The sequence below is a fragment of the Mycobacterium intermedium genome (assembly GCF_002086275.1).
GTDB classification, from domain to species: domain Bacteria; phylum Actinomycetota; class Actinomycetes; order Mycobacteriales; family Mycobacteriaceae; genus Mycobacterium; species Mycobacterium intermedium.
Window position 1 is genome coordinate 1 of sequence record NZ_MVHT01000126.1, and the last position, 13,822, is coordinate 13,822.

General features: G+C 64.4%; 14 protein-coding genes and 1 pseudogene. 8 read left to right on the forward strand and 7 right to left on the reverse strand.

Annotated features, from left to right (window positions below; genetic code table 11):
- Nucleotides 1–288: pseudogene (locus BST27_RS32680) on the forward strand (hypothetical protein); the annotation flags it as partial.
- 50 nt (nucleotides 289–338) lie between these two features.
- On the opposite strand, the gene BST27_RS27735 reads toward BST27_RS32680, so the two are convergent.
- From BST27_RS27735 to BST27_RS27745, 3 genes are read right to left on the reverse strand one after another with little or no spacing between them, the layout of a single operon-like run.
- The gene (locus tag BST27_RS27735; RefSeq protein WP_069418746.1) at nucleotides 339–1,175 is read right to left on the reverse strand and encodes an enoyl-CoA hydratase; all 837 of its coding nucleotides are present in this window, start codon (nucleotides 1,173–1,175) and stop codon (nucleotides 339–341) included.
- A gap of 13 nt (nucleotides 1,176–1,188) precedes the next feature.
- Nucleotides 1,189–1,461, reverse strand: a complete 273-nt coding sequence (locus tag BST27_RS27740) for a GlsB/YeaQ/YmgE family stress response membrane protein (protein WP_069418747.1) — start codon at nucleotides 1,459–1,461, stop codon at nucleotides 1,189–1,191.
- A gap of 12 nt (nucleotides 1,462–1,473) precedes the next feature.
- A complete protein-coding gene (locus tag BST27_RS27745; protein ID WP_069418748.1) occupies nucleotides 1,474–2,481 on the reverse strand; it encodes a dihydrodipicolinate synthase family protein in 1,008 nt (335 codons plus the stop codon).
- 134 nt (nucleotides 2,482–2,615) lie between these two features.
- Between BST27_RS27745 and BST27_RS27750 the strand changes: the two genes are divergently transcribed.
- Nucleotides 2,616–3,398: a TetR/AcrR family transcriptional regulator gene (locus tag BST27_RS27750; protein WP_069418749.1), complete on the forward strand. Its 783-nt coding sequence runs from the start codon at nucleotides 2,616–2,618 to the stop codon at nucleotides 3,396–3,398.
- Between the two features lie 5 nt (nucleotides 3,399–3,403).
- Here the strand turns inward: BST27_RS27750 and BST27_RS27755 are convergent, their stop codons facing one another.
- Together BST27_RS27755 and BST27_RS27760 are read right to left on the reverse strand one after the other, a co-directional pair.
- Entirely contained in the window at nucleotides 3,404–4,279 is an 876-nt protein-coding gene (locus BST27_RS27755; RefSeq protein ID WP_069418750.1) for an enoyl-CoA hydratase/isomerase family protein, read from the reverse strand.
- Nucleotides 4,276–4,926 (reverse strand): hotdog family protein, encoded by a 651-nt coding sequence (locus BST27_RS27760; RefSeq protein WP_069418852.1) that lies wholly within the window; start codon nucleotides 4,924–4,926, stop codon nucleotides 4,276–4,278. Before BST27_RS27760 ends, BST27_RS27755 begins: the two co-directional genes overlap by 4 nt.
- Nucleotides 4,927–5,055: 129 nt before the next feature.
- Between BST27_RS27760 and BST27_RS27765 the strand changes: the two genes are divergently transcribed.
- From BST27_RS27765 to BST27_RS27790, 6 genes are read left to right on the forward strand one after another with little or no spacing between them, the layout of a single operon-like run.
- Entirely contained in the window at nucleotides 5,056–5,877 is an 822-nt protein-coding gene (locus BST27_RS27765; RefSeq protein ID WP_069418751.1) for an enoyl-CoA hydratase/isomerase family protein, read from the forward strand.
- 2 nt (nucleotides 5,878–5,879) lie between these two features.
- A complete protein-coding gene (locus tag BST27_RS27770) occupies nucleotides 5,880–6,695 on the forward strand; it encodes an enoyl-CoA hydratase/isomerase family protein (RefSeq protein ID WP_069418752.1) in 816 nt (271 codons plus the stop codon).
- Entirely contained in the window at nucleotides 6,695–7,489 is a 795-nt protein-coding gene (locus BST27_RS27775; RefSeq protein WP_069418853.1) for an enoyl-CoA hydratase/isomerase family protein, read from the forward strand. Before BST27_RS27770 ends, BST27_RS27775 begins: the two co-directional genes overlap by 1 nt.
- Nucleotides 7,489–8,952, forward strand: coding sequence for a class I adenylate-forming enzyme family protein (locus BST27_RS27780; RefSeq protein ID WP_069418753.1), 1,464 nt, complete (start codon nucleotides 7,489–7,491; stop codon nucleotides 8,950–8,952). Before BST27_RS27775 ends, BST27_RS27780 begins: the two co-directional genes overlap by 1 nt.
- The gene (locus tag BST27_RS27785; RefSeq protein WP_069418854.1) at nucleotides 8,942–10,468 is read left to right on the forward strand and encodes a class I adenylate-forming enzyme family protein; all 1,527 of its coding nucleotides are present in this window, start codon (nucleotides 8,942–8,944) and stop codon (nucleotides 10,466–10,468) included. The genes BST27_RS27780 and BST27_RS27785 overlap by 11 nt, the downstream gene beginning before the upstream one ends.
- The gene (locus tag BST27_RS27790; protein ID WP_069418754.1) at nucleotides 10,461–11,990 is read left to right on the forward strand and encodes a class I adenylate-forming enzyme family protein; all 1,530 of its coding nucleotides are present in this window, start codon (nucleotides 10,461–10,463) and stop codon (nucleotides 11,988–11,990) included. The genes BST27_RS27785 and BST27_RS27790 overlap by 8 nt, the downstream gene beginning before the upstream one ends.
- Here BST27_RS27790 and BST27_RS27795 read toward each other — a convergent pair.
- Nucleotides 11,987–12,349, reverse strand: coding sequence for an Rv1352/Rv1906c domain-containing protein (locus tag BST27_RS27795; protein ID WP_069418855.1), 363 nt, complete (start codon nucleotides 12,347–12,349; stop codon nucleotides 11,987–11,989). The two genes, BST27_RS27790 and BST27_RS27795, sit on opposite strands and share 4 nt — an antisense overlap.
- 61 nt (nucleotides 12,350–12,410) lie before the next feature.
- A partial coding sequence (locus BST27_RS27800; RefSeq protein ID WP_139805412.1) for an alkaline phosphatase family protein occupies nucleotides 12,411–13,822 on the reverse strand: 1,412 nt, incomplete at its 5' end.

Below are 13,822 nucleotides of genomic sequence, written 5' to 3' on the forward strand. Positions count from 1 at the left end.
GACACCCACGTGACCACCCCAGGCAGCGCCCTGCTGTTCCCCAGCCTGTGCCAGGCGGTGGGCGGCATGCCGTGTCCCGAGGTCGACACCCCCGATGACTACTGCGGGCAGCGCACCGCGATGATGCCCAAGCGGCACCGCACCCGCACCCAAGACCGCGCCGCACGCATCAAGGCCGAACGCAAACGCAACCGCCAAGCCCGCGCCAAAATCCGCAGCATCGGCCTCAACGGCAAAGCCGAACAAGGCCCACCCCCCGACCCCGACGACGAACCACCACCCTTCTAGGGTCGGCGGTGTCCTAAACACCGCGTCCGCGGGTCAATGCCGGCGCGCGTCTACGTCTCGGACGTCGGAAGCGGCGGGAATTGCGGGTGACGCTTTTCCAAGAAGCTCACGATTCCTTCGATGACGTCGGGTCGCGGCAGGGCCTCCCACATGAGCGCTTCGGCATCCGCGGCGGCCGTCTTCATATCACGACTGGTGTCCGCGTAGGCCTGCCGCTTGATCACTGAAAGCGCTACCGGAGAACAGTTTTGGGCGATGTCCTCGGCATACTCCAGGACGCGCGCCATCAGGTTCTCCGGCGCCACGACTTCCTTGACCAGACCCAACTCGGCCGCCTCTTCGGCCAGAAACGTACGGCCACTGAGCAACAGGTCCATGGCCACGCCCCAGCCGGTCAGGCGCGGCAGTATCCAGGAGATGCCGAATTCCGCGATAAGTCCGCGGCGCGAAAACACCGCGCCGAATTTCGCCCCCGCCGCGGCAAACCGAATGTCGCACAACAACGCCTGGGTCAGACCGATGCCCACACAGGCGCCGTTGATCGCCGCAATCACGGGCTTTCGCAACTCGGTCAGAAAGTGTGGAGGACGCTCGCCGACCAGATCCGCCACGGTCTTTCCGCCGGCCTGCTCGAGCGATTCACCGACAGCCGGCGACGAACCGGACGCGCCCAGATAGGCACCGGCGCAGAATCCGCGGCCCCGGCCGGTCAGCACGATCACGCGGATAGCCGGGTCCCCCTCGGCGCGATCGATCGCGGCGTAGAACGCCGGCGCCATGTCGGGTCCCCAGGCGTTGAGTCGCTCCGGGCGATTGAGGGTGACGATGGCGACGCCGCTGTCGGTCGCCTCGTAGAGGACCGCGTCGTCAGAGTCAGCAACGCTCATGAAGAAACGGACCCTATCGCCGAGCGCGTCCGCGCGTCGTCAGCTTGACCAAGCCCAGCAGAATGATCGATCCCAACAGGCAGGTCAGGAACGAGAACAGCAGCCCGCCGTCGGCCACATCTATGCCGAAGCTGTGCAGCAGGAACCCGCCGACAAACCCGCCGACGATACCGACGACGATGTTGAGAACGAGACCCATTCGTGCTTCGGCGCCCATGATCTTGCTGCCGACCCAACCGGCCAGGCCGCCGATGACGATCCAGCCGAGGACACCCAGCGGGAGCATTTCCCATCCTTCCTAAGAATCAACAAGCCCTATCCGACGATAGGCATTCTTGATCTGAGTCTTGGCTTCATCAGGCAGTTCCATCTGCGGGGGACGCGAATGGGGGTACGAACCTATCGGTAGACCGAGCACCGACGCCGCGTACTTGAAAGCACCACCCCAATGGGTGAAGTAGTCGGGCCGCCCCGGGTAGCAGGTGAACCACGGCCCGAGGTCCAGTTCGAGTTGGTCCAAACCCGAATCGCGCCCGTAGTCCATCGCTTCGATCAGCTTGTCGCCCAGGATCAGGTCCCAATACTCGGACAACAGCGGGCGCTGCGGAGTCTCGAACAGATAGCCCGAGGTACCCAATTGCGCTGGGCAGACGATGCCCTCGCGCAGCCATCCAGCACGGTAGACCGTCTTGTCGCACTCCCAGATCACCAGACCGGGAGCGAGTTGATGCAGCATGCGACTGTTCTGGGGCCGGAACGCACCCTCCTTGGTGGCGCACACCGCGGGCACTTCGGCGTAAATGCGGGCGCCTTCGGCGGCGTTCAACACATAACCCGATGATGGCGAATTGAACATGCCCAACGCGATATCCGTGCGTGCGGCAATGTACTTGAAGAATTTCAGGACGCCCTCGCCGCCGTGGACCTCCATCATCGGGGTTTGGATGTATGCGATGTCGGCACCCGATTCCTGTGCGTGCAGCGTCAACTCCAAGCAGTCCTTCGCGGTCATCGCCGCGGTGCACGCCTGGATTATCACGTTCGGGTTCGCGGCACGCCCTACGTCAATCGCGACTTCCAGCAGGCGCTTTCGCTCGTCGATGGTCAACGCCCAGAACTCCGCGAGGCCGCTGGTACACCACAACATGGGGTGTTTGAGTTCGGCGACGCAGTAGTGCACCAATGTGCGGTAAGCGTCCCAGTCGATATCATCACCGTCGGTGCCACAGAATGGCGTGTAGAGCGAGTCACCGATGCCTCGTAGAGCACCGCGCGCCCATACCCGGGCCTCAGCCGCAGTCGCCATGACAATCTCCTCTGGGACGGCTAGCCGGATTTATCAAAAAGCCTACGATAGGTATTACAGTAGCAGGACGACGAAACACACAAAATGGCTTTAGCGGCCCCAGCCGCACGGCGCGTATGCGCAGGTCGGAACCTATGGAGGTGCCCGTAGTGGCAAAGCAGGCAACCGCCGAGAAGCGTCAGCGACGCGAGCGCGGGTCCATCAATCCCGACGACATCATTACGGGCGCCTTCGAACTTGCCGAGGAAGTATCGATCGACAACCTGAGCATGCCGCTGCTGGGCAAGCATCTCGGGGTCGGAGTCACGAGCATCTACTGGTACTTCCGCAAGAAGGACGACCTGCTCAACGCGATGACCGACCGCGCCCTGAGCAAGTACGTGTTCGCGACGCCATACGTTGAAGCCAGCGACTGGCGCGAAACCCTACGGAATCATGCCTATTCGATGCGTGACACGTTCATGGGCAACCCAATTCTGTGCGACCTGATCCTTATTCGCTCGGCCCTGAGCCCGAAGGCGGCGCGGTTGGGTGCACAAGAGATGGAGCGCGCGATCGCGAATCTGGTGGAGGCGGGGCTGTCCCCCGAGGACGCCTTCGACACCTACTCGGCGGTGTCCGTGCACGTGCGCGGTTCGGTGGTTCTGCACCGCCTCAGCGAGAAGAACAAGTCGGCCGACAGTGGTCCGCGCGACATTGAAGATGCCATGGCGATCGATCCGCAGACCACTCCGCTGATCGCGCAGGTCAGCAGGAGAGGCCACCGCATCGCAACTCCGGATGACAGCAACTTCGAGTACGGGCTCAATTGCATCCTGGATCACGCGAGCCGGTTGATCGAGGAGAACTCGAAACGCAAGTCGACGTCCTCCCGCCAAAAAGCGGCCAAAGCGACCAAGGCGAGGCCCAAAGCCTAGTCCCGTTAAGGGGATTCGGGCTCCGGAACGTGAAAGTATTCGTCGCGCAACCGAAATGCCTCCTTGGTGCCGTGCTGTGCCCGCGTCTTGACGAAGTTGAATTCGCCCGGCGCGAACTGCAGGTTGGTGCCGTAGGCGTGGAATAGGTAGCTCGCGACTTCCTCGCCTTGGTAGGCCTGGCTCTGCTCGACGAGGCGGAACGCTTCCTTGGCGATGACGACACCGTCGGCCGGCATCTTGGCCGCCTTCTCTGCCCAGTATCGCGCGCGAGCCGCCACCGATCCGGGATCGCAAGTGTCCGTGAAGATTCCGAGGTGTTCCACCTCGCCGGCTTCGATGATGTCGCCGGTAAGCAGCAGCCGCCGGGCCAGGACCGGGCCCAGGCGATGGAAGAACATGTGCAGGCTGCCCAGCGCGGGCCCGAGGAAACGCGTTGCGGGCATACCGATCTTGGTGTCGCGCGCGATGACCGAGATGTCGGTCATCAACGCCATCTCAAAGCCGCCGCCGAGCGCGTAGCCGGCGATCTCCCCCACCGTCACCTTCGGGAAGCCCATGAAGTTGTGATAGAAGCTGAATGACTTGCGGTCCACGGCAAGTCGCCGACGCTGACTCGGGCGGCGCTTTTCGGCCGGTGCATCTTTGTCGCCGTACCAGCCGTAGGCGTTGTTCATGTCGGCACCGGTGCTGAACACCCCATCGGCACCACGCAGCAGCACCACGGTGAGGTCGTCGTCGTCGGCAACTTGATCAAGGTAGCGCGCGATGGCCCCACGCATCTCCGCGTCGTAGGAGTTGCGCTGCTTTGGGTTGTTGAAGGTGATAGTGGCGATGCGCCGGTCGCGGTCGACGTCGAACAACACCCGGTCATCTGATGTCATGGGTCAGACTCCTCACGCCGACTGGCGAATTGGGAAGTGATGAGCTTGTCGGGCCGCGACGCCAGGGTGCTGACCTCACCAATGCAGAGCACTTCGTCGTCGTGGAGCAGGCGGGCCGTGGATGTGATGCCCCGTTCGGCCTGCGCCCGCACGATGTCGAAGCGCAACTCGGTCAGCAGCGGCGTGGGCCGCCGAAATGTCAAGTTGAGTGAGCGGGTCTTTCCGGCCAGTCCGACGACGCAACTCTGGTGCTGGATGACGCAGTCGAAGAAAACTCCGATGAAGCCGCCGTGCACCAATCCCGGCGGACCTTCGTACACCAACGGGAATGTCACGCGACCGGAGGCGTTCTCCGCGTCGATGTGGTCGAACTGGTACTCGGGAAAGCAGGGATTGTAGGCGCCGATGTCGGTCGCATGGTCGAGATAGATGCGCCGGGTATCGCCGGGCTGCTCGCCGATTCGCGGTGCCAAATCCGGCGGTGCGGCCGCGGCGAGTTCACGCTCCCAGTCGGCGAACTGGGCCAGCATCGTGTCCACCACTGGGTGCGGGTGTTCCAGTGCGAGCAGCAGCGAACTCAGCCGGCGGATGGCACCGGCGGCGGCGACGGTCTGGGCCAGCGGCGCTTCCCCGAACTTTGGCGCCATACGGCCCTTCTCCTTCGGCTTCACCCGCTTGTTCCGTCGGTAACGTTTCCTTGCTAACTTATACAGGGTAGCAATCGTATTGCCTACTGTATGGGTAACCATAACGGCGGAGAAAGGCCGATTTCGATAGTGAGTCACGAGGCCGACTCGGCCTACGCCGAGGGTTCGGTGACAACGCAGCGAGACGACGCGATATTGCGAGTCACTCTCGATCGCCCGGCTCGGCGTAATTCGTTGAACAAGACGATGATTGAAACCTTCGTCGATGTGCTGGTCCGGGCTGCCTCCGACGATTCATTGCGAGCGATTCACATCCGCGGAGCCGGCGACGACTTCTGCGCGGGGTCCGACTGGGTCGCCGCCAACAGCCCGAGCGGACAACGCCCCCGGACGGGCGACCTGGTGCGCAGGGTTCCCCACGCCGCCCACCGCGTGATCGAGCTCGTGCACAGCATTCAGCTGCCCGTGGTGTGCAGCGTCCAGGGCTGGGCCGTGGGACTGGGTTGCAATCTGGCCTTGGCCGCGGATTTCACCATCGCCACCACGGACGCGCTGTTCTGGGAACCATTCATCGCCCGCGGCTTCAGCCCCGACTCGGGCAGCACCTGGCTACTCCCCCGGCTCGTCGGTGTGGCACGCGCCAAGCGCATGCTGCTGCTCGGCGAACAGGTCACTGCCACCGACGCCGCCGACTGGGGGCTGATACACCAAGCCGTCGACGCCGGCGAGCTGGAGCAGTCGACCGAGGAGTTGCTGACGAGGTTGGCGTCCGGACCCACGGTGGCGATCGGATTGGCCAAGCAAGCAATGGAATTCGGCCAGCAGGCGACGCTGGGCCAGGCCATGACACAGGAGCTGTTCAACTTGGAGCTATCCTGCCGGACCAAGGATTTCAAGGAAGGCCTGGAAGCCTTTCGACAACGACGCCCACCCAAGTTCGAAGGCCGATGAGCATGACTTCTCAGACCAGCTTCGACACCATCATCTACGAGGTCGACGGGCACACCGCCACCATCACGCTCAACCGTCCAGAAGCCCTCAACGCGCTCAGCCCGCACATGATCACCGAGCTGCGCGCCGCCTACCACGAGGCCGAGAACGACGACCAGGTGTGGCTCACCATCGTCACCGGCACCGGACGCGCGTTCTGCACCGGCGCCGACGTGAAGGAGATTCCGGAAGACGGCAAGGTGATTTACGAGCGGCCCTACCTGTCGACGTACGACCAGTGGGAGGCGCCGCAGGAGGGCACGCCGCCGTTTCGCACCATGGCCAAGCCGGTGATCACCGCCGTCAATGGATTGTGTTGCGGCGCGGGCATGGACTGGGTCACCACGTCGGACATCGTCATCGCATCGGAGCAGGCGACGTTCTTCGATCCGCATGTCAGCATCGGACTGGTTGCCGGACGTGAGTTGGTGCGGGTGTCCAGGGTGTTGCCGCGCTCGATCGCACTGCGAATGGCCTTGATGGGCAAGCACGAGCGGATGAGCGCCCAGCGCGCTTATGAGCTCGGACTGATCAGCGAGATCGTCGAGCACGATCGTCTGCTGGATCGGGCTCGTGAGATCGCCGACATTGTCAATTCCAATGCGCCGCTGGCGGTCCGGGGCACCAGGCTGGCAATTATCAAAGGCCTGAATGTACCGCTGCACGAAGCCGAGATAATGGCCGAGACGTTCCGTGAGCGGGTGCTGCGCACCGAGGACGCCCAAGAAGGTCCGAAGGCGTTCGTGGAGAAGCGGAAACCGAATTGGCAGTGCCGGTGATGTTCGAAACCATCCTGCTCGACATCGATGCCGCCACCCATGTCGCCACGATCACGCTGAATCGCCCCGAGCAGCTCAACGCGTTCAACCGCACCATGTGCGAGGAGATGGCCGAGGCATGGCGCATCGTCAAACTCGACGATGACGTGCACGCGGTGGTGCTCCGATCCGCCGGGGACCGCGCCTTCAGCGCTGGGCTTGACATCAAGACCTCCTACGGCCAGCCCGAAAACGTCTGGAATCACGAGGATCCCGGCGAGTTGCTGAGTCCCAAGTGGCAGAAGATGTGGAAGCCGGTGGTGTGCGCGGTCCAGGGCATGTGCACGGCCGGCGCGTTTTACTTCATCAACGAGTCCGATGTGGTCATCTGCTCAACGGACGCCACATTCTTCGACTCGCACGTCTCGGCGGGTCTGGTCTGCGCGCTCGAGCCGATCGGGCTGATGCGCCGCGTCGGGTTGGGTGACACACTGCGCATCGCACTGATGGGTAACGACGAGCGGGTCAGCGCCGAGACCGCCCTCCGGATCGGGTTGGTTACGGAAGTCGTTGAGCGGCGGCAATTGTGGGCACGCGCCCACGAGATCGCGACGACCATAGCGGCCAAGCCGCCGTCAGCGACGCAAGGCAGCGTCAAGGCGATCTGGGAGTCACTGGACAAGCCCTACCGCGCGGCCTTGGAGCAGGGCCTGATCTACACCCGGCTGGGCAATCCGCTCGGCACGGCGGAACTGGCCGCACAGCGTAAGTCCGGCGACGGCGAGCCTCCCGCACGCGAACCGAAGATCCGGTAATGCACTCACTGAGCCGGCGCATTGCCGATGTACTGGACCTGGAGCCCGACGCGCCCGCAATCGAGTACGACGGGCAGTGGCTGTCGTGGCACCAGATCAGCGTGGCGGCCCGGTGCATCAGCTCGCTGGCCGGCCAAGCGCAAGTCGGCATGCTGCTGCGCAATCGGCCTGGCCACGTCGCGGCGTTTCTCGGCGTGCTGCTGGGCGCCGGGACGGTGGTCACCATCAACCCGTCCCGAGGCGACGACCGGACCAGGGCCGATATCGCCGAGCTGGGACTGCCGTTCATCCTCGGCGATGCCGACGATCTGAGCAACCTGGTCGACGAGCCGGCCGGCACTGTCGCGGTGTCGATTTCGGACATCTTCGACTGGGCCGACGATCCGCCGATCCGAGACCCCGGAGTCGCGGGCGTCGCGGTGCGGATGCTGACCAGCGGAACCACCGGGCCACCCAAGCGGGTCGACCTGAGTTACGACATGCTCGCGCGCAGCGTCATGGGGCCCGAACCCGACCGCGCGCCCACCCCAGCGCAATTGCGGCGCGGCGTCGCGATCGTCAACTCACCATTGGTGCACATTGGCGGTGTTTTCCGAGTGCTGCAGTGCGTCGCCGAGGCGAGATCCTTTGTGCTGCTGGATCGTTTCGAGCTCGCGACCTGGACCGATGCGGTGCGCAAGCACCGACCCCGCACCGTGTCACTGGTGCCGGCGGCATTGCGCACGGTGTTGCACGCCGATCTGCCGCGTGCGGACCTGGACAGCATCGTTGCCGTCACCTGCGGTACCGCGCCCCTGTCGGCCGACGACGCGGACGCGTTTTTCGAAAAGTACGGTATCCCGGTCCTGACGTCCTACGCGGCAACCGAATTCGGTGGCGGCGTCGCCGGCTGGACGCTGGCCGACCACCAGCAGTTCTGGCGGGACAAGCGTGGCAGCGTCGGACGGGCCAACCCCGGTTCGGAGCTCCGGGTGGTGGACGACGACGGTAATCCGCTCGGGCCGGACCAGGTCGGCCTGCTGGAGGTCAAGCCCGGGCAGCTGGGCCCGGCGGCTCAGTGGATGCAGACCACCGACCTGGCCCGCATTGATGCGGACGGCTTTGTCTGGATCGTCGGCCGCGCCGACCAGGCGATCATCCGCGGCGGGTTCAAGGTGATGCCCGACGACGTTCGCGTCGCACTCGAGGGCCACCCGGCGGTGGCCGGGGCCGCCGTGGTGGGCCGGTCCAACGAACGGCTCGGCGAAACCCCGGTCGCAATGGTGGAGCTACGTGCGGCCGCGTCCACCGACGCCGACACCGACGCCGCTGCCCTGGTCGAATACCTTCGTCCTCGACTGGCCGGCTACGAGATTCCCACCGAGATCGCGATCGTCGATGCGATTCCGCGGACCCCGTCCGGCAAACCGGATCTGACTGCCGTCCGAGGCTATTTCAGTGCTTCCGCGGACCATGCCGAGTGAGCTCTGCACCGTCGGCGAAGTCCTGCGGCACCAGGCCGTCGCGCGAGCGCAGCACCCCTTGCTGGTGTGCGACGACGACCGACTCACCTACGGCGACGCCGATCGTCGTTCGGCAGAGTTGGCCCGTGGACTGATCGGGCTCGGGGCCGGCAAGGGAACCCATGTGGGGGTGCTCTACCCGAACGGCAGCGAATTCGTCATCGCAATGTTGGCAGCGGCGCGGATCGGCGCGGTAGTTGTCCCTTTCTCCACCTTCGCCACTTCCCGTGAGTTAGGTGAACAGCTGCTTCACAGTGATGTGGCGATCCTGTTGAGCACCAACGGGTTCAGGTCCCACGACTACCGGCGCCGGCTGGCCGAGGCGCTCGGGCCTTTTACCGACGATGGAAGGCTGTTCCGCACCGCCGCACCACAATTGCGCCACGTGGTCACCAGTGCGCGGTCACTGTCTCGAGTCGCCGGGACCGTGGAGCCCAGCCTGCTGCGGGCGATGGAGGACGACGTCGACGGTTCCGACGTGCTCACCATGGTTTACACCTCGGGGTCCACCAGCACGCCCAAGGGCGTGATACACACGCACGCCGCGCTGTTGCGGCACCAACGAAACCTCAACGAGATTCGCGGCTTGACGGCCACCGATCGCCTGTTCTGCAATTCGCCCTTCTTCTGGATCGGCGGATTGGCCTTCGGCCTGCTCGCCACGCTGGTCGCCGGTGCCACCCTGGTGTGCTCCAACAGCACCGACCCCGGAAAGACGCTCGATCTGCTCGAGGCCGAAAAGCCGACCATCACCAACGGTTTCGTGGCGGGCATCGCACACCTGGCCGACCACCCCAGCTTCGCTACACGCGACCTGTCGTCGATGCGTCGGGGCAACCTCTATCCGATCATGGCGCCCGACGCACGACCAGTGGATCCGGAGCTGCGACACAGCATGCTGGGGCTGACCGAGGCGGGCAGCGTCGTGCTCCTCAGCGAGGACGAGTCTGACCAACCCGAATCGCGGCGCGGCTCGTTCGGTAAACCGGCGCCGGGATTCGAGACGATGATCGCCGATGGCGAGCTCTGTATCCGCGGCCCGTTCGTCATGCAGCGGTACTACAAGCGCAGTCGCGAAGAATGCTTCGACGCCGACGGCTGGTTCCACACCGGTGATCTGGTGCGAGCCGACGCCGACGGATTCATCTATTTCCTCGGCCGCCGCGCGGGAATGATCAAGACGGCGGGTGCCAACGTGTCAGCGGCCGAGGTCGAGCGAGCTATCGCAAAACTGGGTATGACCGCACATGTCGTCGGCATCCCGGACGCCCAACGGGGTCAGTTGGTGGCCGCGGTCATCGCCTTGCCCGACGGTGCCACCGACTTTGACGAAACCGCGTTGCGCGAAGGGCTGAAAGCCGAGCTGTCGGCCTACAAGATCCCGAAGCGATTCATCGCCGTGCCCCGCGCCGAGATACCGCTGTTGTCCAGCGGCAAGGTTGACCTCCAACGACTGAAGAAGTTGTTCGATGTGTGACACCATTGACCGTCTGGTCCGGCGCCAGGCCGAACGCCATGCTTCGAAGCCGATGGTGATTGATGCTGAATCGCGGATCAGCTACGACGGGCTCCTCTCCAGCACAACGGATTTAGCCGCAACATTCATCGAGGCCGGCGTGGCCAAGGGCACCCGGGTCGGGCTGATCATGCCCAACTGCGTGCAATGGGTACAGGTCGCCATAGCACTGACCCGCATCGGGGCGGTGCTCGTCCCGTTGAGCACGCTGCTGCGCCCCGGCGAGCTGGCGGCGCAACTCCGAACGGCCGCCGTGCAATTCCTGGTGAGTGTCGCGGAGTTTCGAGGGCACCGCTACCTCGACGATCTCAAGTCGGTGCCGCCCCTGGAACTGCCTGCGCTACGCGAAGTTTGGTCCGTCGAGCGACTCTTCCAAGAGTCTGCCGGCACTCAGGCTCGCGATATGGTCGACGCCATGACCGCGACGGTCACCGCGTCGGACACGCTGACCATCATCTTCACCTCGGGCAGCAGCGGACCTCCCAAGGGAGTGGTCCACTCGCACGGCAGCGCTTTGGGGGCGGCGCATTCGAGCCTGGACGCGCGCCGCATTACCGCCGACACCCGGCTGTATCTGACCATGCCGTTCTTCTGGGTCGGCGGCTTGGGCAGCGGCATTGTGTCCACGCTGCTCGCCGGGGCCACCCTGATCACTGAGCAGCTGCCACGCCCCGAAACCACCCTGCGTCTGCTGGAAAGCGAGAAGGTCACCCTGTTCCGCGGCTGGCCCGATCAGGCCGAAGCGCTGGCACGCCACCCCGATATCGCCGCCGTCGACCTCTCCGCACTGCGGCCGGGCAGCCTGGAAGCGCTGCTGCCTGCCGAACTGCGAGCCGAGCCCGGCGCCCGCGCAAACCTGTTCGGCATGACCGAAACTTTCGGGCCCTACTGCGGCTACGCCGCCGACACGGACATGCCGGCGTCAGCCTGGGGAAGCTGCGGAAAGCCGTTCCCCGGCATGGAAGTTCGAGTTGTCCATCCCGACACCGGCGAGCCGGTACCGGCCGGAACGGTGGGCATGATTCAACTGCGCGGCCCGCACACCCTGCGCGGCATCTGCCGACGCAGCCGTGAAGACGTTTTCACACCCGACGGCTTCTACCCCACCGGCGACCTCGGTCGGCTCGGCGAGGACGGCTTTCTGTTCTATCACGGCCGCTGCGACGACATGTTCAAAGTCAGCGGCGCCACCGTCTATCCCAGCGAGGTCGAGCGTGCGCTGCGCACCATCGACGGTGTCGAAAAGGCCTTTGCCACCAACGTTCCCGGTCCCGGCGGCGGCCAGCGTGTGGGTGCGGCAGTCGTGGGCCGCGAGCTCACCACCGATCAGTTGCGCGTAGCGGCGCGCGCGCTGTTGAGCGCGTTCAAGGCGCCAACGGCGTGGCTGCTCTTCGAGTCCGACGACGAGGTCCCCCGCGGCGCCACCGGCAAGGTGGACATCCGGCGGCTGCGGGAAATGTTGATCGAAGCGAACCAGCCTTAAGGAACCCGTTCCCAGGGTTCGCAATTCACTGACTCGAACGCCTTCACCGACGTGTTGATGTTCGCGAACATGGGACCGATGGACATGTTCGTCTGGAGTACGTGCTCCTTGTTGGCATCGGGCGTGCTGTAGGTGAACCACGCGCACATGGAGTCTTGGGTCGGCACATTGTTTATCCAGACTCCGATGACGGATGCCGACCCTGCCGTGCGGTAGAGGCCCGGTGCGATGTCAGTGCCGACGACAAAGACACCGTTGCCCGGGATCGGGTCCAGTAGTTCGGCAACCGCGGGCGGTGCCAGCGCGACGGCCGACACACACGCCACCAGTGCGGCGGTACCACGAGAAACCCGCTTCATGCGCATATCGGCAGCGTATGCCCAAACGCGCCCCAGCAACAACAAATGCCGGCACCGACGGCTAGGGCAGGAATGGGTTGAGTATCGGCGGGATGATCTGGTTACCGGTGACGCCGGTGAACCGGATGTAGATCTGTGCGGGGATGTTCAGCGTCTGGTAGATGCCGGCGCCGATCCACGAGACCGGGAGCTGTAAGAAGCTGGGCACCGCATCGACGACGCTCTGGATCGGCCCGTACACCAGGTAGGGGATCGTGGCGGCTACCGTGCGCGAATTCAGTCGCAGGGTGTCCGGGACGTCCGGATAGCCCTGGGTGGCGAAGGTTTGGTTGAGCACGCTGTACAGGTTGTCGCCAGGGTCGAACAACGTGTTGTCGAAGCTGGCAGACGTGATCGGCGCACCCTGCATATACGCCGGCGGCGTCAGGCCGAACGCATCCAGAATCGTCGGCGTCACGCTGACGGTCTGCCATGCGTTGTTGATGTAACCGTTGTTGGTCATGTCGGTGCCGGCTTGATCCCAGATGAGGAAAGTCGCCGTCTCCAAAGGTGATTGGAAGCCATGGCCACGGCCGAACTGGTCGGGACCGATCTCGCCGTGGTCGGTGACGACGAGGATGTCCCATTCCTCGTTGTACGTGGCCTCCCAGTCGTAAACGGCCCCCAACAGGCCACCGCCGCCTGCCGTTTGAGAACCGAGAACGGCGTCCAGGGTCCGCAGGGAGGCGGCGTATTGCGGTGAATCGCCGCCGTATTGATGTGCGTTGTTGTCGACACCAGCCAACGACACGAAGATGAAATTTCCCTTGTTGGGATCGGCCGCTGCAATCGCGGCCTGAGCCTTCTGCCCGGTCAGGATTTGCGTCGCTGTCCAGTCCGTGTCCCCCGCGACCTGCGGGACGAATTCGATGGAATCCGCGGGGAACGCACCGGCACCGGCGATTCGGGTATTGATGCCGCTGACGGTGCCCTCCCCGTTGGCGATGACCACCGTGTCGACCATGTCGCCGAAGGTGCCCTCGAGGTAGTTGTAGACCGTCGGCCAGTTGTCATACGTCCACGGCGTGAACACGTTGTTGGACACACCCGCTGTCTCCATCCACACACCGGTCTGAATAGTCGTCCACGAGGGGTTGGAAATGGTGGTGTGCCCGATGATCGTGGACGCGGAGGTGACGCTTTGCGCCATCAGCGCGTGGAAGTTCGGGGTGCCGGCCGAATCGGCCAGTATTCTGCTCAGATTCGTGCCGTCCGTGCCGATGAGCAAGAAGTTCCGATCGGGTGCAGCCGCGAGCAGATTGGTGAGCGCGGTTACGTCCGACGGCACGTACAAGATGTGGCCGTTGCCGAATCCGCCTTCGCCGTTGGCGCCTGGGGCGCCAAACAAGGACTGCGCGTGGCCACCGAGCCCGCCCATCCCATAGGTGACCAGGTCCTCGTCATAGCGCCATTTCATGGACAGGTTGCGCAGGT

Excerpts from the sequence above, each read along its gene's own strand:
- BST27_RS27755 (WP_069418750.1), bottom strand. The coding sequence starts at position 4,279 with ATGACATCAGATGACCGGGTGTTGTTCGACGTCGACCGCGACCGGCGC.
- BST27_RS27770 (WP_069418752.1), top strand. The coding sequence starts at position 5,880 with ATGACTTCTCAGACCAGCTTCGACACCATCATCTACGAGGTCGACGGG.
- BST27_RS27790 (WP_069418754.1), top strand. The coding sequence starts at position 10,461 with ATGTGTGACACCATTGACCGTCTGGTCCGGCGCCAGGCCGAACGCCAT.
- BST27_RS27750 (WP_069418749.1), top strand. The coding sequence starts at position 2,616 with ATGGAGGTGCCCGTAGTGGCAAAGCAGGCAACCGCCGAGAAGCGTCAG.
- BST27_RS27735 (WP_069418746.1), bottom strand. The coding sequence starts at position 1,175 with ATGAGCGTTGCTGACTCTGACGACGCGGTCCTCTACGAGGCGACCGAC.
- BST27_RS27745 (WP_069418748.1), bottom strand. The coding sequence starts at position 2,481 with ATGGCGACTGCGGCTGAGGCCCGGGTATGGGCGCGCGGTGCTCTACGA.
- BST27_RS27785 (WP_069418854.1), top strand. The coding sequence starts at position 8,942 with ATGCCGAGTGAGCTCTGCACCGTCGGCGAAGTCCTGCGGCACCAGGCC.
- BST27_RS27740 (WP_069418747.1), bottom strand. The coding sequence starts at position 1,461 with ATGCTCCCGCTGGGTGTCCTCGGCTGGATCGTCATCGGCGGCCTGGCC.
- BST27_RS27780 (WP_069418753.1), top strand. The coding sequence starts at position 7,489 with ATGCACTCACTGAGCCGGCGCATTGCCGATGTACTGGACCTGGAGCCC.
- BST27_RS27775 (WP_069418853.1), top strand. The coding sequence starts at position 6,695 with ATGTTCGAAACCATCCTGCTCGACATCGATGCCGCCACCCATGTCGCC.
- BST27_RS27795 (WP_069418855.1), bottom strand. The coding sequence starts at position 12,349 with ATGAAGCGGGTTTCTCGTGGTACCGCCGCACTGGTGGCGTGTGTGTCG.
- BST27_RS27760 (WP_069418852.1), bottom strand. The coding sequence starts at position 4,926 with ATGGCGCCAAAGTTCGGGGAAGCGCCGCTGGCCCAGACCGTCGCCGCC.